The organism is Clostridium sp. CTA-5 (assembly GCF_054768135.1).
Window position 1 is genome coordinate 77,080 of record NZ_BAAAAT010000011.1, and the last position, 24,649, is coordinate 101,728.

At 25.4% G+C, this 24,649-nt stretch carries 19 protein-coding genes, 1 tRNA gene and 1 riboswitch; of the genes, 14 read left to right on the plus strand and 6 right to left on the minus strand.

What is annotated here, in order from left to right; all coding sequences use genetic code 11:
* Positions 1–142 precede the first annotated feature (142 nt).
* The 6 genes from recD2 (at position 143) to prfB (ending at position 9,056) form a co-directional block, all read left to right on the plus strand.
* Positions 143–2,371, plus strand: coding sequence for an SF1B family DNA helicase RecD2 (recD2, locus tag ACYUET_RS16285; RefSeq protein WP_460281372.1), 2,229 nt, complete (start codon positions 143–145; stop codon positions 2,369–2,371).
* 109 nt (positions 2,372–2,480) lie between these two features.
* Positions 2,481–3,497, plus strand: a complete 1,017-nt coding sequence (locus tag ACYUET_RS16290) for a hypothetical protein (RefSeq protein ID WP_460281373.1) — start codon at positions 2,481–2,483, stop codon at positions 3,495–3,497.
* Positions 3,470–4,126: a ComF family protein gene (locus ACYUET_RS16295; protein ID WP_460281375.1), complete on the plus strand. Its 657-nt coding sequence runs from the start codon at positions 3,470–3,472 to the stop codon at positions 4,124–4,126. Before ACYUET_RS16290 ends, ACYUET_RS16295 begins: the two co-directional genes overlap by 28 nt.
* Before the next feature lie 405 nt (positions 4,127–4,531).
* Positions 4,532–5,059, plus strand: coding sequence for a ribosome hibernation-promoting factor, HPF/YfiA family (gene hpf, locus ACYUET_RS16300; RefSeq protein WP_460281377.1), 528 nt, complete (start codon positions 4,532–4,534; stop codon positions 5,057–5,059).
* A 189-nt stretch (positions 5,060–5,248) separates the two neighbouring features.
* On the plus strand, positions 5,249–7,759 hold the full coding sequence (gene secA, locus ACYUET_RS16305; protein WP_460281379.1) for a preprotein translocase subunit SecA: 2,511 nt from the start codon (positions 5,249–5,251) through the stop codon (positions 7,757–7,759).
* A 201-nt stretch (positions 7,760–7,960) separates the two neighbouring features.
* A protein-coding gene (prfB, locus tag ACYUET_RS16310; RefSeq protein WP_460281381.1) for a peptide chain release factor 2 occupies positions 7,961–9,056 on the plus strand; the annotation gives its coding sequence in 2 pieces (ribosomal slippage) (positions 7,961–8,038 and positions 8,040–9,056; 1,095 coding nt in all).
* Between the two features lie 129 nt (positions 9,057–9,185).
* On the opposite strand, the gene ACYUET_RS16315 is transcribed toward prfB, so the two are convergent.
* Positions 9,186–10,553, minus strand: a complete 1,368-nt coding sequence (locus ACYUET_RS16315) for a M28 family metallopeptidase (RefSeq protein WP_460281383.1) — start codon at positions 10,551–10,553, stop codon at positions 9,186–9,188.
* A 356-nt stretch (positions 10,554–10,909) separates the two neighbouring features.
* Positions 10,910–11,242, minus strand: a complete 333-nt coding sequence (locus ACYUET_RS16320) for a hypothetical protein (RefSeq protein WP_460281385.1) — start codon at positions 11,240–11,242, stop codon at positions 10,910–10,912.
* A gap of 299 nt (positions 11,243–11,541) precedes the next feature.
* Here ACYUET_RS16320 and ACYUET_RS16325 point away from each other — a divergent pair, with 299 nt between their 5' ends.
* Positions 11,542–13,719 (plus strand): Tex family protein, encoded by a 2,178-nt coding sequence (locus ACYUET_RS16325; protein ID WP_460281387.1) that lies wholly within the window; start codon positions 11,542–11,544, stop codon positions 13,717–13,719.
* Positions 13,720–13,816: 97 nt separating this feature from the next.
* Here the strand turns inward: ACYUET_RS16325 and ACYUET_RS16330 are convergent, their stop codons facing one another.
* Positions 13,817–14,197 carry a CBS domain-containing protein gene (locus ACYUET_RS16330; RefSeq protein WP_460281389.1) on the minus strand — a complete coding sequence of 127 codons (381 nt, stop codon included), beginning with the start codon at positions 14,195–14,197 and terminating at the stop codon, positions 13,817–13,819.
* A 287-nt stretch (positions 14,198–14,484) separates the two neighbouring features.
* On the opposite strand from ACYUET_RS16330, the gene ACYUET_RS16335 reads away from it, so the two are divergent.
* The 3 genes from ACYUET_RS16335 to ACYUET_RS16345 all read left to right on the plus strand — a co-directional run bounded on the left by ACYUET_RS16335 (position 14,485) and on the right by ACYUET_RS16345 (position 18,297).
* Entirely contained in the window at positions 14,485–15,435 is a 951-nt protein-coding gene (locus tag ACYUET_RS16335; protein WP_460281390.1) for a DMT family transporter, read from the plus strand.
* Between the two features lie 192 nt (positions 15,436–15,627).
* Positions 15,628–16,983: an MATE family efflux transporter gene (locus tag ACYUET_RS16340; protein ID WP_460281391.1), complete on the plus strand. Its 1,356-nt coding sequence runs from the start codon at positions 15,628–15,630 to the stop codon at positions 16,981–16,983.
* Positions 16,984–17,158: 175 nt separating this feature from the next.
* A riboswitch (FMN riboswitch) is annotated at positions 17,159–17,275 on the plus strand.
* A 431-nt stretch (positions 17,276–17,706) separates the two neighbouring features.
* Positions 17,707–18,297, plus strand: a complete 591-nt coding sequence (locus tag ACYUET_RS16345; RefSeq protein WP_460281393.1) for an ECF transporter S component — start codon at positions 17,707–17,709, stop codon at positions 18,295–18,297.
* Positions 18,298–18,529: 232 nt separating this feature from the next.
* Here ACYUET_RS16345 and rimI read toward each other — a convergent pair whose 3' ends face one another.
* From rimI to tsaE, 3 genes are read right to left on the minus strand one after another with little or no spacing between them, the layout of a single operon-like run.
* Positions 18,530–18,979, minus strand: coding sequence for a ribosomal protein S18-alanine N-acetyltransferase (gene rimI / locus ACYUET_RS16350; protein ID WP_460281394.1), 450 nt, complete (start codon positions 18,977–18,979; stop codon positions 18,530–18,532).
* On the minus strand, positions 18,963–19,679 hold the full coding sequence (gene tsaB / locus ACYUET_RS16355) for a tRNA (adenosine(37)-N6)-threonylcarbamoyltransferase complex dimerization subunit type 1 TsaB (RefSeq protein WP_460281396.1): 717 nt from the start codon (positions 19,677–19,679) through the stop codon (positions 18,963–18,965). Before tsaB ends, rimI begins: the two co-directional genes overlap by 17 nt.
* Positions 19,676–20,137, minus strand: a complete 462-nt coding sequence (gene tsaE / locus ACYUET_RS16360; RefSeq protein ID WP_460281398.1) for a tRNA (adenosine(37)-N6)-threonylcarbamoyltransferase complex ATPase subunit type 1 TsaE — start codon at positions 20,135–20,137, stop codon at positions 19,676–19,678. The genes tsaB and tsaE overlap by 4 nt, the downstream gene beginning before the upstream one ends.
* 428 nt (positions 20,138–20,565) lie before the next feature.
* Between tsaE and ACYUET_RS16365 the strand changes: the two genes are divergently transcribed.
* The 4 genes from ACYUET_RS16365 (at position 20,566) to ACYUET_RS16380 (ending at position 24,646) form a co-directional block, all read left to right on the plus strand.
* Positions 20,566–21,444 carry a metal ABC transporter substrate-binding protein gene (locus tag ACYUET_RS16365; RefSeq protein ID WP_460281400.1) on the plus strand — a complete coding sequence of 293 codons (879 nt, stop codon included), beginning with the start codon at positions 20,566–20,568 and terminating at the stop codon, positions 21,442–21,444.
* 40 nt (positions 21,445–21,484) lie between these two features.
* Positions 21,485–21,559, plus strand: a tRNA-Trp gene (locus ACYUET_RS16370).
* Between the two features lie 402 nt (positions 21,560–21,961).
* Complete coding sequence (locus ACYUET_RS16375) at positions 21,962–23,092, plus strand: 3'-5' exonuclease (protein WP_460281402.1); 1,131 nt, start codon at positions 21,962–21,964, stop codon at positions 23,090–23,092.
* The gene (locus tag ACYUET_RS16380; protein WP_460281404.1) at positions 23,093–24,646 is read left to right on the plus strand and encodes a hypothetical protein; all 1,554 of its coding nucleotides are present in this window, start codon (positions 23,093–23,095) and stop codon (positions 24,644–24,646) included.
* Positions 24,647–24,649: the final 3 nt, after the last annotated feature.

Genomic DNA, 24,649 nt, shown 5'->3' on the forward strand with positions numbered 1-24,649 from the left:
AGAATACAATTGTAGTTTTTAAATAAATATAGATTATAATATATACTAGGAATAATTATATAAAATTTAACATAACAAGGATTTTTAATATAATAAATTTTGTAATATAGTATTTATTTATCAGAAAGTTTGGAGAGATTATATGGAGATAATAAATGGCTTTGTCGAAAGCATTGTTTTTAAAAGTGAAGAAACAGGTTATGCAGTCTGTAAAATTAGAACTTCAAAAAATTTAATTAATGCGGTAGGAACAGTTCCGTTTATTAAAGAAGGCCAAAATGTAAAGTTGCAGGGGAATTGGATAGTGCATAAACAGTTCGGAGAACAGTTTAATATATGTGAATTTGATGAAATAATTCCAAATTCATTAGAAGGAATAGAACGTTATTTAAGTGCTGGAATAATACATGGTATAGGTCCTGTAACAGCTAAAAAAATAATTAAGGAATTTGGAGATCAAACATTAGATATATTAGAAAATCATATAGAACGTCTTATGGAAATAGAGGGTATAGGAAAAAAGAAATTTATGATTATCTATGAGTCATATATAGAACAGCATGCATTAAAAGATATTATGATATATTTCCATCAATATGGATTAAGTAATAATCAGTGTATTAATATATATAAAAAGCTAGGACCTAATGCAAGACAGATAGTCAAAGAAAACCCATATATATTATCTGAAGAGATTCCAGGAATTGGATTTAAGACTGCAGATAGAATTGCTATGAATATTGGAATTGAAAGTGACTCTAGTTTTAGGATTCAAAGCACTATTAAATATGTTATAAATCAATTTTGTTTACTAGGTAATACATATATGCCTAAAGAAAAGGTAATAGATGAATGTAAAGATTTTTTATCAGTATCTAATGAGTTAATAGAAGAAAATATAGATTTAATAGCTTTAAATAAAGAAATAGTGTTAGAAAAAGTAGATGATATAGAAGTAGCTTTTTTACTCCCATATTATTATTGTGAATTAGGCGTTACTAATAAAATAATTACTTTAGGTATGCAACAAATACAAACTATAAATTCTGATTTAGATTTTGAGGTTAATATTTTTGAAAAAGAATATGATATTGAATTTGCTTCATCTCAAAGAGAAGCGATAATAGGGGCATTTAGTAATGGAATTGAAATTATAACTGGAGGGCCTGGAACAGGAAAGACTACAATAATAAAATGTATAATAGATATATATGAAAAAAATGGGATGAAAGTTATATTAGGAGCACCAACAGGAAGAGCTGCTAAAAGAATGACAGAATCCACAGGAAGAGAAGCAAAAACAATTCATAGGCTCTTAGAGATAGGTGTTTCAGAAGAAAATGATTCTGTATTTGGAAAAGCAGAAGGATCTCCATTAGATTCAGATGTTATTATTATAGATGAAGCTTCAATGATAGATATAGTGCTTATGCATAATTTATTGAAGGCTATTAATTTAGGAACTAGATTGATAATAGTTGGTGATGTTGATCAATTGCCATCAGTTGGAGCTGGAAATGTATTAAGAGATTTAATTGAGTGTGAATATATTAAGGTAGTACGATTAAAAGAAATATTTAGGCAAGGTAATGAAAGTTTAATAACAGTTAATGCACATAGAATAAATCAAGGTGAAATGCCAATTTTAAACCAAAAAAATAAAGATTTTTTCTTTATAAGTGAAGAAAATCCAGATAAAACAGTAACGACAATCATAGATTTAATGAATAGAAGATTACCTAAATTTAATAGCTCTTGGAATAAACTTAGAGATATGCAAGTATTAAGTCCTATGAGGAAAGGTGTGTTAGGAGTAAGCAATTTAAATGTAAAACTTCAACAAATATTTAACCCACCATCAAAAGATAAAAAAGAAAAAAATATAAAGGATGTTATTTTTAGAGAAGGAGATAAGGTTATGCAAACTAAAAATAATTATTCTTTAAAATGGTTTAGAATTAAAGGTCATGGAGAAAATGAAGGCGTAGGAGTTTTTAATGGAGATTTAGGATTTATTCAAAGTATAGATGAAGAACGAAAATGTTTAACGATTATATTTGATGATGAACGAAAGGTTATATATGATTTTACATTTTTAGATGAACTAGATTTAGCTTATGCAACAACAATACATAAAAGTCAAGGAAGCGAATTTAAAGTAATTCTTATTCCTGTATTTATGGGAACACCATTTCTAATGAATAGGAATTTATTATATACAGGAATTACAAGAGCTAAAGAACTTGTAGTTGTTGTTGGAATAAAAAAGGCACTAATGTATATGGTTAATAATACTAATAGTATGGAGAGATATTCATCATTAAAATATAGAATCAAAGATATAGTAAATAAGACATTTGAAGAAATTTAATAGCAGAATTTATAATTAATTTAAAGGAAGTTTGAGTAAAACAAATAAAATATTACTATAGAGTATAAGAATAATTGAAATTACAGAATAAAAAAAGGAGCGTATTTAAATGAGCAAAAGTATTAATTTTAATCATGAAGAACTTAATTATGCAATAAGTAAAATAGCTCATTGGTATAAGAAGAATATAAGATTATTAACAATACTTACTGTGCCTTTTAATACATCATATATTTTTGCTAATATAATAAATGAAGTTGCAGAACAAGGTGGCAAGGTTCTTTATGTATGGTCTAATAATAGAGAAAATAGAGAATTAATAACTTTATTAAAAGAGATTAATATAAATATAAGTTATTCATATATTGAGGGTGGGAATGGTGCTACAGACTTAATATTTGTAAATGAGAGAGCTTTACCGTTAATTAAAGGTGAATATGATTTAGTAATATTAGATGATATAACGTACTTTTCCAATATAGATAATATAACTTCAAGAAAAAAAGTAGAGTTATGTTTAAGGTTAGGTAAAAAAGCAATCTATTATGGAATAGAAAAAAATTGGTTAAGTGGAGAAACAATAGAAGTATCATCTTATAATTATGAAAAACCATTTGTAGAACCAAGAATTTTAACAACAAGAATAAATTTAAATACAGATATCCCTTATAATTTGTATGAATATTTAAAATGGTTTGCAAAAAACAGAGATAAAATTGCTATATACACGCCAAATGAAGAAACATTAAACTTAGTTTATGATTATTTTACTAATCAATTAATAATGAAAGAAGTTAAAGTAATTAAAGTTTCTAAGCAAGAAGAAATAAAAAAATGTGAAAGAGTATCAAAATATAAAGATAAGGCAATATTTATAATAAGTAATAAATTAGAGGAGTTAAGTGAATATTGCCTTATTAACAATGCGGTTATTTTATTTTGTGATAATAAAAGGTATACGTATAAAAAATTAATATATTTATGTGGTAAAATAGGAAAAATAAATACTGATTTACCAGAAATAATATTAGTTTCTAATACCATTTCAGAAGATATGGATAAAGCAAAAGATTTGGCAAGAGAATTTAATAAAAAGATATGGGAAAAAAATTTAATAAGATTATAAATAGTATATGTGAGGGAATATGTACAGTAATTTATCCTATAGAAAATTATTGTATTTTATGTAATACCGAGGATTGTATTGGAATATGTAATACTTGTAAGAGTAAGATTAAGAAAACTCAGAACTATTTAAACGATGATATAATAAGCTATGGATATTATGGAGGAGCATTAAAAGAGTTAATACTTAAATTTAAGTATAAAAGTAATTTTACTGCTGGGAATATATTAGCGAAACTTTTGGAACAATATTTAATTGAAAATATTAATTATAAAGAATATATAATTACGTATATACCTATTTCAAAAAAGTCTAAAAAGATTAGAGGGTTCAATCAATGTGAATATTTAGCAAAAATAATATCAAAAGATTTATGTGTTGAATATTTAGAAACATTAATTAAAGTTAAAGAGACGAAAGAACAAAAAACTTTAAAGAAACAAGAAAGAGCTGAAAATATTAAAGGAGCTTTTAATATAAAACATAATGTTAAATTAAAAAATAAAAAAATTATATTAATAGATGATGTTACAACTACAGGAAATACAATAAATGAAGGTTATAATTTATTAAAAAAATATGGCGCAAAAGAAATAAAACTATTGACCTTAGCCAAAAGTCATATATAATATTATTGTAAAGCTAGGTTTGTGGTTGAAAGTCGATGCTAGTCGCAGGCAAAACGATCCACTTAAGTTAGATAAAATATCTAATGAGCATGGTGCGGTATAGAAGTGAGTCCTGCCATTCATGAAGAATGAGAGGGTTAGTAGTGAGGGATTAATTTCTAGTAGCAAAAGCTCCAGCAGGCGGGTGTGGGGGCAAAAACCAGGTCAACTAGCTTTACTTTTTTTATATTTTTTTTGCAATATACAGGAAAAAATTTATAGAATTTGAAAAAAATATAAAAATGGCATAATGTTCAGTAAATTCAGAAAATTACCCTTGTTAACTTTATTAATACGTAGTAGAATATAATTAATAAAACTATATTTTGTCTATAAAAGTTTTTATACAGAGAGGGGCTGGACTTTATGAAAGTAACAGTTATAGGGAAAAATATTGAAATAACTAATGCATTAAGAGAAATGGTGCAAAAGAAAATATCTAAATTAGGAAAATATTTTGATTCTGATATAGAAGCAAAAGCAACATTAAGCATTCAAAGAAACAGGCAAATAGTAGAGGTTATGATACCTTTTAATGGAGTTTTATTAAGAGGAGAAGAATCAAATACAGACATGTATACAGCCATAGATTTGGTTGAAGATAAATTAGAAAGACAAATTAGGAAACAAAAAACCAAATTGTCAAGAAAAAAACATGAATCTTTAAAATATGGGGAAATAGTTGATTTATTACCTAAAGAAGAGGATGAATCAAAACTTGTCAGAAGAAAGAAATTTGGAGTTAAGCCAATGGACATTGAAGAAGCTATTCTTCAAATGGAATTAATAGGACATAATTTTTTTGTATATCAAGATGCAAAATCAAGTAAAGTTAATGTGGTTTATAAAAGAAAAGATGGAGATTATGGTTTATTAGATCCTGAATATAGATAAGTTACTTAAAAATCCTCCTAGTGTAAAACTAGGGGGATTTGTAATATTTAAATTAATTATATCTCCAACAAAAATTGTAAATTTTATTGAAAACAATGAATGAAAAATGTTATAATTACAGAATGTACGATTTGTAGTAAAAGAATTACACTTTTATTATCAAAATATGTAATTTGAAAGGATGACATTATGGGATTATTAAGTGCCGTATTTGGAACATATAGTGAAAGAGAAGTAAAAAGGATTAGACCTATAATTAATCAAATAAATGCCCTAGATGAAGCAATGCAAAAACTTTCAGATGATGAGTTAAAAGCAAAGACTGCTGAATTTAGAGAAAGATATAACAATGGAGAATCTTTAGATGATATTCTACCAGAAGCATTTGCTGTTGTTAGAGAAGCATCAACAAGAGTATTAGGAATGAAGCATTATGATGAACAACTTATTGGAGGAATTGTACTTCATCAAGGTAGAATAGCTGAAATGAAAACAGGTGAAGGTAAGACACTTGTTGCAACATTACCAGCATATTTAAATGCATTAGCAAGTAAAGGCGTTCATATAATAACAGTTAATGATTATCTTGCAAAAAGAGATAAAGAACAAATGGGAGAATTATATGGATTCTTAGGATTAACAACAGGGGTTATTATTCATGATTTAAATAATGATCAAAGAAGAGAAGCTTATAATTCAGATATAACTTATGGAACAAATAATGAATTTGGTTTTGACTACTTAAGAGATAACATGGTTATTTATAAAGAAGAAAGAGTTCAAAGAGCTTTAAACTTCTGTATAGTAGATGAAGTTGACTCAATTTTAATTGATGAAGCTAGAACTCCACTTATAATATCAGGTCAAGGAGAAAAATCTACAGAATTCTATAAAGTAGCAGACTATTTTGCTAAAAAGTTAGTAAAAGAAAAAGATTATACAATAGATGAAAAAGCTAATGCAGTAATGTTAACAGATGAGGGTGTTAATAAAGCAGAACAAACTTTCAAAGTAGATAATTATGCTGATGCTGAAAACATAGAGTTACAACATTATGTTACTCAAGCTTTAAAAGCTAACTATGCAATGAGAAGAGATAAAGATTACATGGTCAAGGATGGCGAAGTAATAATTGTTGATGAATTTACAGGAAGACTTATGGAAGGTAGAAGATACTCAGATGGTCTTCATCAAGCAATAGAAGCAAAAGAAGGAGTTAAAATAGCAAGAGAATCTAAAACTTTAGCTACTATTACATTCCAAAACTACTTCAGAATGTATCAAAAGTTATCAGGTATGACAGGTACAGCTTTAACTGAAGAAAGTGAATTTAGAGAAATATATGGATTAGACGTTATTGTGGTTCCAACACATAGACCTATTGCTAGAAGAGATAATCCAGATTTAGTATTTAAGACTGAAGATGGAAAAATAAAAGCTGTTATTGAAGAAATAATAAAAGCCAATGAAAAAGGTCAACCAGTGTTAGTTGGTACAGTAAGTATAGAAAAATCAGAATTAATTTCAAGTAGACTTAAGAAAAGAGGCGTAAAACATCAAGTTTTAAATGCTAAATTCCATGAACAAGAAGCAGAAATAATAACTCATGCTGGAGAAAAAGGTATGGTTACTATAGCTACTAATATGGCTGGTAGAGGTACTGATATTAAACTTGGTGAAGGTGTTGCTGAACTAGGTGGACTTAAAATTATAGGTACTGAAAGACATGAATCAAGAAGAATAGATAACCAATTAAGAGGACGTTCTGGTAGACAAGGAGATAATGGTGAATCAACTTTCTTTATTTCATTAGATGATGATTTAATGAGAATATTTGGATCAGAAAGAATTCAAGGTGTTGTTGATAAACTAGGTTTAGAAGATGATGAAGCAATTGAAAGTAAACTTGTTTCTAAATCAATAGAAAATGCTCAAAAGAAAGTTGAAGGTAATAACTTTGATATCAGAAAAACATTATTAGGATATGATGATGTAATGAATAAGCAAAGAGAAGTTATCTATAAACAAAGATCAGAAGTTCTTGAAGGTCAAGATGTAAAAGAAGAAATATTACATATGTTGAAAGATGTAATAAAAGATGCTGTTTATACTCATATAAAGGGTGAAGCAGAAGATTGTAGAGAAGAATTCTTACATTTAATGGTGAGTTTAAATGATTTATGTATACCACCAAATTCTGTGAATTTACCAGCACTTGAAAATCTTTCAAAAGATGAAATAGCAGAAAGTTTATATGAAACAGCAGTTAAGTTCTATGAAGAAAAAGAAAAAGAATTTACTTCTGAAAGATTAAGAGAAATAGAAAGAGTTGTACTTTTAAGAGCGGTTGATACTAAATGGATGGATCATATAGATAATATGGATAATTTAAAACAAGGTATCGGCTTAAGAGCATTCAAACAAGTAGATCCTGTTCAAGCATACCAAATGGAAGGTAGCGACATGTTTGAAGAAATGATTGATTCTATTAAAGAAGAAACTATTAAGTTATTATTCCATGTGAGAGTAGAAAAAGCTCCGGAAAGAGAAAGAGTTGTTAAAGAAACAGGAGCGGTTCATGGTGATTCACCATCAGCTCCAGTAGGTCCAGTTAGAAATCCACAAAAATTCGGAAGAAATGATTTATGTCCATGTGGAAGTGGAAAGAAATTTAAAAATTGTTGTGGTAGAGAAGCTTAAAAGTATATTAATTTTATTGAAAGGGTTGGCATAAGCCAACCTTTCATAATATAAAAATATATCTTTTATATTAATAGTATGATAAAGTTTTTCTGGATAATAACAAAACATATAAATACAAGTGAATAAGTAAGTTAAAAACTTAATCTAATTAGATATATTTAATAAAGTTATATGTAATCAATGAAAGAGGTGAAGTAGATGATTATTGAATTAGAAAAAGAATTAATGAAACTTTCTAACTTAAAAGAATCTATAGTTGAAATGAGTGTTTCACTTTGACAAAGAATCATTAGAAAAACAACTAAATGAATTAGAATTTCAAATGCAGGAAAATGGATTTTGGGATGATGTCAAGAGAGCAGAAGAGGTTACTAAAGAAAGTAAAAGAATAAAAGATAAAATTCAAAGAGTAGAAAATTTACAATCAAAAGTTGAAGATATTGAAGTATTAAGAGAAATTATGGAAGAAGATGATGAAGAATCTTCTATAGAGATAATAAATACTATAAAGGAAATAGAAAAAGAAATTGATGATTATAATATAGAAATAATTTTATCAGGAGAATATGATAGAAATAATGCTATATTAACACTTCATGTTGGTGTTGGTGGAACCGATGCAAATGATTGGACAGAAATGTTATTAAGAATGTATACAAGATGGTGTGAAAAGAAAGGATATAAAGTAGATATTCTGGATTTGCTTCAAGGTGATGAGGCAGGAATAAAGAGTGTAACCTTAAAAGTAACAGGTGAGTATGCATATGGATATCTTAAAGCAGAAAAAGGGATTCATAGATTAGTTAGAATTTCTCCATATAATGCAAATGGTAAGAGACAAACCTCTTTTGCATCTATGGAAGTTTTGCCAGAAATAACAAAGGAACAAGATATTGAGATAAAATCAGATGATATTAAAATTGACACTTATAGAGCATCAGGAGCAGGTGGGCAACATATAAATAAAACAGATTCCGCAGTAAGAATTACACATATTCCTACTGGTATAGTTGTTCAATGTCAAAATGAAAGAAGTCAATTTGCTAATAAAGATACAGCTATGACTATGTTAAAATGTAAATTGATAGAGTTAAAAGAAAGAGCGCATAAAGAAAAAATAGAAGATTTAACTGGAGAATTAAAAGATATGGGGTGGGGAAGTCAAATAAGATCTTATGTATTTCATCCTTATAGTCTAGTTAAAGATCATAGAACTAATGTTGAAACGTCAAATACTAATGCAGTTATGGATGGAGAAATAGACTTATTTATTAATGCTTATTTAAAACAATAATTAAAAATATACTATGTTTTAAAATACTATTGATATTAGAGTATAAAATTCATTGATAGAGGCAGAGTGTAGTAAATATTAAATGACTATCTCAAAAAATATATTTATATATTTGAGATAGTCATTTTATTATTTAAGTTTTTTCTTATTAATATATACTTTTAGTTTCTTTTTAAAGGTAGGAAAAAAGAATACTATAATAAAAGCTATAAATAAAAATAAAATTAAATTAGGATTATATAAAAATAGTATAAAATCATTATAAGCATAATTATAAATTTCATCTTCAACGATTGAATAAACCTCGTTTATTGCAGATGTATCTATAAATTCTACTGTATCATTAGGTGTATGAATTTTAGATGTATCAGAATGACATAATGTTACAGAGTCTATTCCTTCTTTTGCAAAACTAGCATGATCGCTACAATCAGCAAATGTTATCTTATAATCTATATTTTTTTTATCACATATTTCTTTTAAAGAATCTAAAAGTTCACTCCCATTATCTTTATTGCATGATCCACTCATTAATGATATTGGAGTATTAGGTGCACCTATCATATCAAAATTAATTACATTACTATTTTTTATTAAATCTTTATATTCATTGGTAAAGTGTGAAGAACCTAAAAGTCCAAATTCTTCTCCAGTTAAAGCAACAAATATAATATCTCTTTTGGGTTTCATAAAACTAGATAAGTTTTTAGATAGTTCCAATAAAAATGCTGTACCAGAAGCATTATCTAAAGCTCCATTATAATAATTATCTAAATTATCTACACCTATGTGATCAAAATGAGCAGTAAGAATAAGAGGGGGTAAATCTTTAGAGGAACCTTTTATTTTACCGATTATATTTGATGTAATACATTTTTCTTCAGAATAAGGAATTGTCACAATTATCTCTTTATCACTTCTTAAAGAATCTAAAATATCATTAAACAATTCGGTAGTTATAGCAATAGAAAACTCATATGGTGCATCATCATTAAAAGAACTTCTAAAAGAAAAGTCTTTATTTAATGAGACATAAAAAAGATACCTTTTATCATTATGTTTAATTACTAATGAACTTGGCAATATATCAACTGTATCTTGTTTTGTGAAAACAACTGAGTTTTCATTAAAATTTAGCATGTCTTCTTTAAAGTCGACTCCATATTGATATTCATGCAAAGGGGTATTGTTTTTAGCTATTTTAAGTTCTGGAGTTTTATTATTTTTTATTGGAGTTGTTACTTCGAAACTTTCTTTATAACTATTGTTAAAGGGTAAAATTTTATTATTTTTAAAGAAGTTTTCTATTAAGGAAGCTACTTTTTCATTTCCACATGTTCCTGTAAGTCTGCCTTCATATTCATTAGATGAGATTAATTTAATATTATATTTAACATTTGAAGGGTTAAAGTGATAGTATGTAGTTTGTATAAATACTGAAAAAGTTAAACAGATAAATAATACAAATAGACTACTATGATAAATAAATTTTTTCATATTTTACCTCTCATAAATTATTTTATATAGTAGATTTTATTAATTATTATTTAACAATATGAATTTTATCTTAATAATATGTAAAAATAATAACCATTTTTAAAAAGTAAATGGCTATTAGGCATAATCAAAAAAATAACAAGTCCATCTACCAAGCCTATTTTCCATTATACTGCGTCAGTAAATTTGTCTAATAGGATAGCTATGAGGCAAATCCACTTCCTTGTCTAATGAAAAATAATCAGGGTATTTTGGACTCATTATTTTTATTCATATGCCTTATTTTAGATACATTTGTGAAAAATAATATAAAAATATTTTTAGGAGGTTTAATTAACTATTTTTCATAAGGTGATTTACGCTTTTCTATAAAAAATATCAAGTGTACAATATATTGAAGTTAAAAGTAAACAAATATAAATATATATATTTAGTCCAGGTTTTAAAATTGATAATATACCACCCATTATTAAAGCCAATATAATAATAGCATTAATAAATTTTAAAAAGCCTGATTTACTTGTTACAACTACATTAGTAGATGAAAATAATGTTAAAATAATAGTTAAAAAATAAAATATATTTTTCAAATCCTCAGAATAATTGATTACTTTAACTTTATTTAATAAAAGTACTAAAATAAAAAATAATAATAAAAACGAGGTAATTTTATTTATAACTTTAATCATGAACACACCACCTTTTCCAAATATTTACAATATAATTATACAATTAGGTTTACATAAGGGCAATATAGAAAAATAAATATATTAAAAACATACATAGGAATATTGTTGTTACTATAAATAAGTTATAATATTATTAAGGATTTTAATAATATCATATAATTTATATTATTAATTCTAGTTTTAGATTAATGTTGTTATTTAATGTTAAAAATAATAATAATTAGAATTTAAATAAAATAATAATGTTGTTTAAATTAAAGACATTATTAAAAATGTATATGGACATATAGGAGGATTCAATGAAATCAATAGAAGAAAGATTATCTGAAGAGTTACAATTAAAATTAAGTCAAGTCAAAAATGTTATACAACTTTTAGATGATGGGAATACAGTTCCTTTTATATCTAGATATAGAAAAGAAGCAACTGGAGGACTTTCAGATGAAGTTTTAAGAAAGTTATTTGAAAGACTTAATTATTTAAGAAATTTAGAAGAAAGAAAATCAGATGTTATAAGATTAATTAAAGAACAAGAAAAATTTACTGAGGAAATAGGGTTAGCGTTAGAAAAAGCAACTACTTTAACAGAAGTAGAAGACATATATAGACCATATAAACCTAAAAAGAGAACAAGAGCTATAATTGCACAAGAAAAGGGATTAAAGCCTTTAGCAGAACTAATTAAAGAAGGAATTTTTAATGGAGATATATATGCTGAGGCTTCAAAATATATAAGTGAAGATAAAGGTGTAGCAAATAGCGAAGAAGCAATACAGGGAGCTTTAGATATAATAGCTGAAAATATATCAGATGAAGCTAAGTATAGAAAATATATAAGAGAATTGGTTATAAAAGAGGGTAATATAGAATCTAAAGGAGATTCTGATCAGCCGACTCCATATGAAATGTATTATGATTATTCTGAAGCAGTTAATAAAATTCCTCCACATAGAATACTAGCTATTAATAGAGGAGAAAAAGAAAAGATATTAAATGTTAAGATTACCATAAATGAAGAAAAAATTATAACATATTTAGAAAGAAACATATTAAAAGGAAATCCAATTTTAGATGAACAATTAAGAAATGCAATAAAGGATTCATTAAAAAGATTAATTTACCCTTCAATAGAAAGAGAAATAAGAAGTGAATTAACTGATATTGGTGAAGAGGGTGCTATTAAAATTTTTAAAGAGAATTTAAAAGCATTATTACTGCAAGCACCTATAAAAGGTAAAGTAGTTATGGGATATGATCCAGGATTTAGAACAGGATGTAAGATTGCTATATTAGATGCTACAGGAAAATTTTTGGAAAATACAGCAGTATATCCAACATTGCCTAAAAAAGATATTGAAGGGACTAAAAAAACATTAAAGGCTCTTATAGCTAAACACAATGTTGATGTAATTTCACTAGGAAATGGTACAGCATCAAGGGAATCAGAAGAAGTAATTGCTGAAATGATAAGTGAAATAAAAAAAGAAACAGGAAGAGAATTAGCTTATGTAATTGTATCAGAGGCGGGAGCATCAGTTTATTCAGCATCTGAACTTGCAACTAAAGAATATCCAGATTTGGATGTTACAGTTAGAGGAGCAATTTCAATAGGAAGAAGATTACAAGATCCACTTGTTGAATTAGTAAAAATAGATCCAAAAGCAATAGGGGTAGGACAATATCAGCATGATGTTACTCCTAAGAAGTTAGAAGAATCTTTAGCAGGCGTAGTAGAAGATTCAGTAAATACTGTTGGAGTAGATTTAAATATAGCAACTCCTTCACTTTTAAATCATATTTCAGGTATAAATGCAACTATAGCTAAAAATATTGTTGAGTACAGAGAAGAAGTTGGAAAGTTTACATCAAGAAAAGAATTATTAAAAGTAAAAAGATTAGGTAAAAAAGTTTATGAACAATGTGCTGGATTTTTAAGAGTTGATGATAGTAAGGAACCATTAGATAATACAGCGGTTCATCCAGAATCTTACGATATAGCTAAGAAATTAATAGAATTATTAGGATATGATAAGAAAGATTTAAAAAATAACAATTTAACAGATATTGAAGAAAGAGCTGAAGCTAAAGGGTTAAAAAATTTAAGTGATACCTTAGAAGTTGGAGAGCTTACATTAAAAGATATAATTAAAGAATTAAAGAAACCAGGAAGAGACCCTAGAGAAGAAATGCCAAAACCAATACTTAAAACAGGTATAATAGAGATTAAAGATTTAAAGCCTGGAATGGTCTTAGCTGGTACAGTTAGAAATGTATCTGATTTTGGAGCATTTGTAGATATCGGAGTTCATCAAGACGGATTAGTTCATAAGAGCCAAATGGCAAATAGATTTGTAAAGCATCCATTAGATATAGTAAAAGTTGGTGACATAGTAAAGGTAGCTATTATAGAAGTTGACGAAAAGAGAAAGAGAATATCTTTAACTATGAAAGATATTGATGAATCATTAGATAAATAAATATAGAACTAAAAACTATTAATTTTAATTATATAAAGATAGAAAAAGGGGTGTCTCGAGATATAGTATATTGCTTTCGAGATGCCCCTTTATTATATTAGTTATTATTAGTTAAAAAATAGTCTAATAAATCTTCAATAGTAATAATGCCAACAAGTTTTTCATCTTGAAGAACAGGCATTGCAATAATCTCATTTTTTCTTAAACGGTTAGCTACAGTTATTAAATCTTCATTTGCTTGTGCAATAATTACTGATTTAGACATAACCCATTCAACAGGACAACTAGAGTAGTGTCCAGGTTGAACCATAAATCTATATATATCAGCTTTAACCACCATACCTACTAGTTTTGAGTTATCGTCCACAACTGGCATACCATTAATATTAAGATTATCCATAGAAGTTAATACATTATCTATAGAATCATTTATATTAACAGTATGAAAATTTGGTTTTATAATTTCGTTTATAATCATGATTTTATCTCCCTTTTTAAATATTGTTTATAATCAAAGTTTACTATAGAATAACATAAATTTAAACAAATAATAATAAATTAAAGTTGATTATATATTATATTTTTATATTAGAAAATAATATTATTCTAAAATCTCTTTTATACATTCCACACATATTTTAACTAAAAATTCCATTTCTTTTTTATCAACAATTATAGAATAAAATATTTCAAATTTATAATGTTAAGGCGTATAATATAATGGCTATAATATTTTGCATTCATATATTAGAAATGGAGGATTAAATGAAGAAAAACACATTTTATACGGACAGAAGAAACATTGTATTGTTAGCAACACTATGTTGCATACTATGGGGAAGTGCTTATCCTGCGATAAAAGCTGGATATTCACTATTTAATATAAATTCAAATGATATAGAATCTAAACTTATATTTGCTGGATATAGATTTGCATTAGCAGGAATATTAGTTTTATTATTAGAAATAGTGAAAAAGAAAAGCATATTTGATTTTTCTATAAAACAATTTGGAGAAATAACTTTACTTGGTTCAATGCAAACAGCACTTCAATATATATTTTTTTATGTAGGCTTATCGTATACTACAGGCGTTAGAGGTTCTATAATTAATGGAACAGGTACTTTTGTGAGTATTATTTTAGCACATTTTATTTATAAAAATGATAAACTGAATTTTAATAAAATATCAGGTTGTATTATAGGATTTCTCGGAGTAGTTATTGTCAATTTAAATGGACAATCAGTTGCAGGAAATTCTTTCACATTTAAGGGTGAAGGTTTTATGATGATTGCAGCAATTATTTTTGCAGCTTCTGCAATATATGGGAAAAAAATTACGCAAAATAAGGATGCGTCTATAGTTACAGGTTATCAATTATTTATAGGTGGAGTTATATTAATAATTTTAGGATATATTTTAGGTGGAAGCTTAACAGGATTTACTTTTAATTCTACAGTATTATTGGTATATATGGCTTTATTATCATCAGTATCATTTGCTGTTTGGACACAATTATTAAAATACAATAAGGTTGGAGTAATATCAGTTTTCAATTTTTTAGTGCCTGTATTTGGAGCATTATTATCTGCAATATTCCTTGGAGAAAATATATTTGATATCAAAATATTAATAGCATTAATACTTGTATGCTTAGGAATATTTTTAGTTTATAAAGAAAAGAAAGATAAAAATATCTTAAGCAATGAAATATAATTAAGTTAGCATTTTAAATAATGGCTGTCTTAAAAACATTTTTATGTTTTTAAGACAGCTTTTATAATTTTTATAAGATAAATTTATAAAAAAATTACTTCAAAATATTGACATATTAAGATGAAAGTTTTACTATATAATAGTAGTACATGTAGTACTACTATTATTACAAAAGGGGAAGAAGGGTAAAAAATGGTCAAGAAAATATTTAATAATAATACATACTTAAGTGCTATGCTAGCAATCGCAATACCAGTTTCTATTCAAAGTTTATTTCAAGCTTCTTTGAGTATTATCGATCAAATTATGGTTGGACAACTTGGAGAAAATGCAATCGCAGCTGTAGGTTTAGGCTCTAGATTTCCTAATATCTTTATAATAACTTTAAATGCTATTGGTGGAGCAACTTCTATTATGGTATCTCAATTTTGGGGTAAAAAAGATAAGGAGAATATAGCACGTTCATTTGGAGGAAATTTATTTGTTGGACTTGCTATAACATTAATATTTTCAATATTTTCATTATTTTTTTCACATCAAGTTCTAGCTTGTTATACAAAAGATATACAAATAATAGAACTAGGAAGTGACTATCTTAGGATTACTGCAGTTGGATATATACCAATACTTTTAATTACTATGTATTCATCAGTTTTAAGAAGTACAGAACATGTTAAATTACCAATGTTTGCAGGAATATTTGGAATAGTAATGAATACTTTTCTAAACTATATCTTTATATTTGGTAAATTAGGATTTAATAAAATGGGAGTACAAGGAACTGCTTATGCTACAACTATAACTAGAACTATAGAAATATTAATAATTATTATATATGTGTATGTTAAAAAGTATCCAGGAGCATTTAAATTAAAACAAATATCTGATTTATCAGTTGAATTTATAAAAAAAATAATGGTTATAAGTACTCCAATCTTAATAAATGAATTTTTATGGGCAGTAGGCGAAACAATGTATTCTATTGTATATGGAAGAATGGGTACATCGGAAGTTGCTGCAATGACATTAACATATCCAATACAAAATTTAAGTATAGGTTTTTTCTCAGGGGTTAGTGTTGCAGCAGGAATTATGGTAGGAAATAAATTAGGTAAGAATGAGAATGAACAGGCTTTTAAATATTCGAAAAAATTTGTTAAGCTAGGTTTTGTTGGTTCAATGATTTTTGGAATTTTATTAGTAATATCATCTAAATTATATGTGGTTATATTTAATATATCTGATGATCTGAAGGATTATACAATTAAACTTTTAATAATGTTTGCAATAGTATTATGGGTTAAAGTTTCAAATATGATTATTGGAGGAGGAATTTTAAGAAGTGGTGGACAAACTAAATATACCTTATATTTAGATATGTTTGGAACTTGGGGAATCGGGGTCCCAATGGGATTTATAGCAGCATTTGTTTTTAAATTGCCTATACAATGGGTTTACTTACTATTATCAAGTGAGGAGCTTGCAAGATTAATAATTGGACTTAAATTAATGTATTCTAAGAAATGGATGGTAAATATAACTGAATAATAAAAATAAGTTATTATTTTAGAATTACGCTATGTTTTCAAAGTAGTGTTGATATTGTAGTATAAACATTCATTTAAAAGATAGCTTACATTTAAATGAGAAAATTTTAATTAATATATAAGTATTGTCAAAATAATAACAAAGTTATATAATAAAAATGTAATGAAAATTAAAAATATATCTTCAGGGCAGGGTGAAAATCCCTACTGGCGGTACAGCCCGCGAGCTTAGTTTAAGCAGATTCGGTGTAATTCCGAAGCCAACAGTATAGTCTGGATGAAAGAAGGTAACCTATTAGGAATTAAGATTTTTTTCTTATTTTTTTAGTATATGCCCTGATGTGTTTTACATCAGGTTTTTTTTATTCTTTAGGAAATTATATACTTTAAAATCTGTGGATAACCTCTAGAATATCTTGTCTTATAGGTATTATAAGTACCAACTAAAGAATAAAAAATAATCATATGCCGCACCATTATTCCTGCACTACGTTTGGAAAGGGTGCATGGCTAAAAAAAATCGACGCTCCACAGTCGCTTAGTGATTTTTTTATTATTTAGAAAACTATATAGTCAAATTTGTGGATAAGCTATATTAAAATTAGTTTAAAAATGTAGAGAGATTATCTAAAGAATAAAAAAGAAAGCATATAAAGCTAATAAGATATTAAAATCAAAAACCTAATAAGCTACACCGAGGAGATAATCTTTTGGGAGGCAAAAAATGAATAAAAGCACAAACAAATTAATTAAAATTTCTTTATTATCAGCAATAGCACTTATACTTATGTATTTTGAATTTCCAGTAATTCCAATTTTCCCATGGCTTAAAATAGATTTAAGTGATGTACCAGCATTGCTTGGAGCCTTTGGATTTGGACCATTAGTAGGAGTACTAATAGAATTTATAAAGAATATATTGATATTATTAATAAAGGGAAGTCAGAGCAGTTTTGTAGGAGAACTTGCAAACTTTTTAATAGGAGCATCATTAATATTACCAGCGGGTATAGTGTACAATAGAAATAAAAGTAAAAAAACTGCCATATTAGGGATGATTTTAGGTGGAGTTTGTATTGAAATAGTAGGAATATTAGCTAATGTATACCTATTATTACCAGCATATGGAATGAATTTAGAAAGTGCTGAATTGTTAAAATATGTTACCTGGGGATTACTACCTTTTAATGGAATAAAATCAATTTTAGTTTCAGTATTAACATATATTTTATATAAAAAAGTATCAGTTTCTATTTTTAAAGTTGATTCTAATTTTGGAAGTCAAAAAAATAATAAGAAAACAATAATACAATAATATATAAGTTCCAATAAAGTTTGTTTATTAATATAAATCTTAGAATATTTATAAATAGTACTACCACCAACTATAGTGAGGAACTTATATAGAAAAATTTATGATATATATGCTTCTAACTAGATATTATTAATTAAAGATACAATTTTCTATAAAAATTATATAAAAGATTATAAATGTATTAACTTAATTAGAACATATATATAGAAAAACAGTAAGGATTAAAAAATTCTTACTGTTTTTTATCTATACGCCACATTATTATAGCGTCTTCTTTATTATCTTCATAGTAATTTTTTCTTATACCATTTTCTCTAAAACCGAATTTATGATATAAGTTTTGAGCAATAATATTTCCTGCACGTACTTCTAAAGTATATGATTTACATCCTTTATTTTTAGTATAATCAATTAAAGCTTTCAATAATTCAGAACCGACCTTTTGTTTTCTATAATCAGGATGAACTGCAATATTAGTTATATGTGCTTCATCAAGTATTAGCCAGGCACCAGCAAAACCTACAACTTTGTTATCAATTTTTGCAACAATATAAGTAGCTAAAGGATTAGATAATTCGTCTAAATAAGATTTTTTACTCCAACAAACTGAAAAACTTAAAGAACTAATTTCTAATACTTCATCAATATCCTCTTCATTTAATAAACTAGTTTGTAATTGCATTACTTAGTTTCATCCTTTGCTCATATTCTCTTTCAGCTTGTGGTTTTTTTAGATAAAATGGAGCAGAATTAGGATCATCGTAGTTACCGTTTTTTAGCATTTTTATTCCTAATTCTCCTAAAGAAGAAGCTCTTATTATATTTAAATGATTTGATGGAAAATTACAATTTAAACAATTTTCTAATAAGTATTCTTTGTTATTTGGTACTCCATCTCCAATAAACATAACTTTTTCTCCTTTAGAATTAAGCATATCAACTAATTCATTAATATCAATAGCTGAATAATCCATTATTTTTTCTAATTCACCATTACAAGTTTTATATAATGCAGTATATACATTATTTCTTAGTGCATCCATTATAGGACAGATAATTCCATCAAATGAGGCTACACTAAATGCAAGTGCATCTAAGCTAGATATACTAACATAAGGTTTATTACTTCCAAAACTTAAACCTTTAATAGTAGCCATTCCTATTCTTAATCCAGTAAAAGATCCAGGGCCTTTAGAAACCACAAAACCATCAATATCGTCAATATCTAGATTGTTGCTTTTTAATAAATCTTGAATTATAGTCATCAATACAACAGAATGTTCTTTTTTATCATTTAATGTAATTTCTCCTAATAGTTTATCTTCATCCATTAAAGCAGCAGTAGCAACTTTTGAAGATGAGTCCACACTTAATATAATCATAATTCCAACTCCTTAATATATTCATATCTTTTACCATAAGGTGTTAACGTTATTTTTCTGTAATCATCACCTTTATTTAAATCTTTTTCTATATTTATATGTAAAAAATCGTCTGGTAGAATTTCTTCAATGTAATTTGCCCATTCAATAATAGAAACACTTTCAGAAAAAATATAATCATCAAATCCAATTGCATAAATTTCATCAGGATCATTTACTCTATAAACGTCAAAATGATTTAATTTTAATCTACCATCTTCATATTCATTTACAATTGTAAAGGTTGGACTTGTAATATCTTCCTTTATATCTAATCCAAGTGCTATACCCTTTGTAATATGTGTTTTACCAGTACCTAGATCTCCAGTCAAACAAATTATATCACCAGCATTCACTAATTTACCTATTTTTGTCCCTAATTTAGTAGTATCATCTATACTATAAACATTAAATTCCATTTAATTACTTACTCCTTTCTAAGTGAGTATATAAAAACATATAATTAATACCATCTTTTTATTTTATCCAAATTTTTTTATAAAAGCAAAGGTATAACCAAGATTTATAATAAAACAAAAACAAAATTAATGTAAATTTATACTTTAAATTGTAAACAAAATTTTATTATTGTAATCATAAAAGAATTATACTATAAAATTGTAACAAATTTGTATACACTTTTTTTTATTAATTGATATAATAGAATATGTAATGTATTATTATATTTTAGTATAATAACTAAAAATTATATTAATTTTTTAATAATTATATAAATTTCAATAAAGTTTGTTCGTTAATATAAATATAATAGGTAACAAGTTTTTTATAATTTAGAATATATACATTAAAATAAAGAGAATTTAAGAAATTTTCGGAGGTGAATAATTTGAAAAAGATAACATTTGTTATGGTTGTGATAACAATTGCTTTTTCATTAGGAATAGGTTTATTTTCTAATCCGTTGTTAGCGAATACTGAAAATAATCCAAAGAATTTGAGAGATAGATATTTAAATATAATGACAGTTAATAAACCACAATATCAAATGGTAAAAAAGATTGTGAAAGATAAACATAATGTACAATATATGTTTGCAGATGAGAAGAATATTAAAGATTTTAAATATACTAAAGACGTTATTGAAAATGTTTCTAATATGGACCTGTTTATATATACAGGTACAACTTTTGAACCGTGGGCAAATAGTTTTATTGGTGAACTTGAAAAAGGTAATATTGGAATAATAAATCTATCTAGAGGAATGAGACTTTTAAATTATGATGTAAATGGATCATCTAAGGAAAATCCTTATTATTTTGAAGGGATAGAAACTTATAAAATAGCATTATATAATGTTAAAGCTGCAATTCAAGATAGAGACCCAGAAAATAGAGAATATTATGAAGAAAATTATAATAATGCAATAAAAGAATTAAATGATAGACTAGAAGTTTATTCGAAAAAAATAGAAAGTTTAAAGAGCTATACATTTTTAACATTGAATAATAATTTTGATTATTTAACTAAAGATTTAGGGTTAAATGTATTAAAACTTGATAATCATGAAATATCTGAATTCGTAAAAATTAATAATTTGGATAAAAATAAACTTGTTATATTAAAAGATGGTACAGAACAAACAAGTATGGATTTATCTAAATATGCAGTAGTGAATTTATGGAAATATGATGGGAATATGTCTTTTGATGACTTAATTTTATATAATGTAGAAGTATTAACAGATTTAATTGTAGAAAACAGTTGATTTTTTAATAATTATGTTATATAATAATTATTGTCTTTAAAGGGGTATGGCTCAACGGTAGAGTAGTGGTCTCCAAAACCATTGGTTCTGGGTTCAAATCCTAGTGCCCCTGCCAGAATTGTCGTAGCACGTTGTGCTACGGCTTTTTTTATTTTAAAAGACAAGCTACCTTGTAAAACGGCTTATAGAGCTATTTTGCAGAGTGGGTAATATTAACATGTACTAGCTAATACTCATTTGTGAGGGGCAATAAGGGGCAAAAAAAGGGGCAAAATTGTACGAGTTAAGTTTAAAATGTGCTGGAAATTTTGAAATTTTTTATTAATCTATAAGTCAAATTTTTGAACTAATATTTATACAAATATAAATAAGTATTAATATATAAAACTGATAATCTCGCCAATACTTAAGATAAGTATTGGCGAGAAGTTTTTATATAATAATTATAGTAAATAATGTGAATAAATGAAATAGATGGTATAATTATTTAGAAGAATTGCTTATGGGGAGGATAAAAATGGCAGTAGGACTACAAGAAAATGAATTAGAGAAAATGTTTGAAGAAGAAAGGGAAATTCCAGATGTATGGTTAATACCCAAAGAAGAGTTAGAGGGAATTCAGAATACTATTTTAAATGATAATACATATAATTTTACAGTTGAAGGACCTGCTGGATCAGGAAAAACTGTTTTAGCTACATATAAATTTTTGGAATTAATTGCATTACATGGATCAGAAAAGATTACATTAGTAGTATATACACTAGCATTGATGGAATTTATAAAAAATGGATTAGAGAATACGATAGAAATGTATAAGGATGAAATGGTAGAAAATATAAAAATAGATAACTTAAATATACTTAGTTCAGAAAGCAAAGATTTTGAAGAAAAAATTTGTAATGATGAAATAGAATATATATTAGTAGATGAATCACAAGATATGAAAAGAGATCTTATAGTAAAAATAAATAATAATATAAAAAATTTAATGTTTTTTGGAGATGATGGACAAACTTTATATAAAGATAGAATATCAATGGCAGAAATAAAAAATATGATAAAGAAAAAAATAAATAATAATACTTATAATATAGATAAACATTATAGGGTATCAAAATCAATAATGAAATTTGCAGAGTGTATTATTGAAAGAAATGATTTAATTGATAATTGTTATAATAAAGAAATAACATATAAACCAATAATGGTAAAATGTAATAAATTGGATGATGAACTTAACTTTATAATGAATACAATAAAAAAATATGATTTAAGAAATGTAGGTATATTTGTTAATAATGAAGAATCTATAAGGAATGCAACTGAATACTTTGAAAAAAATAATTATGGATACAAATATAAATTAAAAAGTGATATTAAAACATTAAATTTTAATGATATAGACAATCCAACAATATTAACATATCATAGTTCTAAGGGATTGCAATTTGACACAGTATTTGTAACATGTTGTGATAATAAAAAGGTATATGCAACAAAAAAGAATGATGAACTTAAATATAGAAATAGTCTATTTGTAGCATGCACAAGAGCCAAACGTAGATTATATATAACTTATCATGGAATATTAAATGAGTTTATGATAAATATTAGTTCAAATTTATATAATGAAAGGATTAACTAAATGGAGATATATTTTGCAAGTAAAATTGAAAATTTTAATAATATATTTTCTTTACAATTCTTACTTCCTGTAGAGAATTATAAACGAATTTATAACTATAAAGAAAGTCGATTTGATATAAATAATGAATATATAACTTTTTATAATAATATTCCTAAAATAAAAGAAGATGAATTTATTATTAAATTTGAAATTAAGGATAAGAAAAACTTTATTCAAGTAAATGAAAGTGTATCTATATATCCTAAAAATTTTAGTATTGCTGATGGAATAATTATTTTTTTAAATGATAAAATAAAAAAAATAATTTCTGCAAGAACAATGATAACATCAGAAGTTAAAAATATGAAAAATTTTATAAAAAATGCATATGTATTAGATGAAAACTATAGCTTTGTATATTCAGAAAATAAATATAAACCAAATGATTTTGATAAAAATAAGTTGATTGAAGAGGAGTATTTGAATATAAATTTATATGATAGAATTTTAGGTGCTATTTACTATTCTTTATTTAAAAATAAATCAAGTATTATATCTAATAATAAAATACGAGAAGAATATTTTAAAATAATATTATTAGAAAAATACGTTAAAAATTTAAAGGAAAATAAATTTTATATTGGTAATATAAAAAAAGGTTTTGAAAAAGAAAAACTAATAAGAAAAAAGAATATAAAAAAGGAATTAAAAATTAGTGGAAATAGTTTTTTAAAGATAGATAAAAATAATAAATATTATATTGTTTCTAACAATATATTTAAGTGTTCAAATAATGAATTAATCATATTTAATATTATAACAAATAATTTATGTAAAAATACTAATATAAAATTCGCTATGATAAAAATTGGTGAAGATATAAAAAATAAAATATCTGAAGAATCATATTTAAATAACTATAGAAAATTATATGATATAGTAATAAATGGGAAAGATAAATATAATATAGAAGATATAAATTCAAGTATATTAAGAGCTTTTTTAATATCATTGATTAAATATGATAAAGTCATAGAAATAAAGGAATTATCTAAAAGGTATAATTTAAGTGAGTCAATATACCCATATTTTTTTGCAGGTATGATACAAAAATATTCTAATATAAGTAAAACTATAATTAATGAAGTAGAAAAAGATATTATTTCTAAACTTATAATTGATAATGAAATTATTAATATAAAAGAAATTATGGAATATAAACTAAAAAGAATTTTATATACAAAAATTCAAAAATTTCAATCAGAAAGTAATATGTATAGATTACGAATTTTAAATATGAAGAATGAATTTGAAAATATAGAAATAAAAAGTTTAACTAGAAAAATAATAAATGTATATTTAAAAATTAACAATGAAATATATATATTGTCTTTTAATGAGAATAAGAATAAAAATTTTAATAAACAGTTAAAAAGTATTGGTATTATAGCTAAAAAAAATAATAGATATAAAAGTTTTAAAATTAAAAAGGATGATAATAGTAAAGTAAATGATATTGATGAAAAAAATATTTTAGATTTTATTAATAAAAAATTTAATTGGGTTAGGTGATAA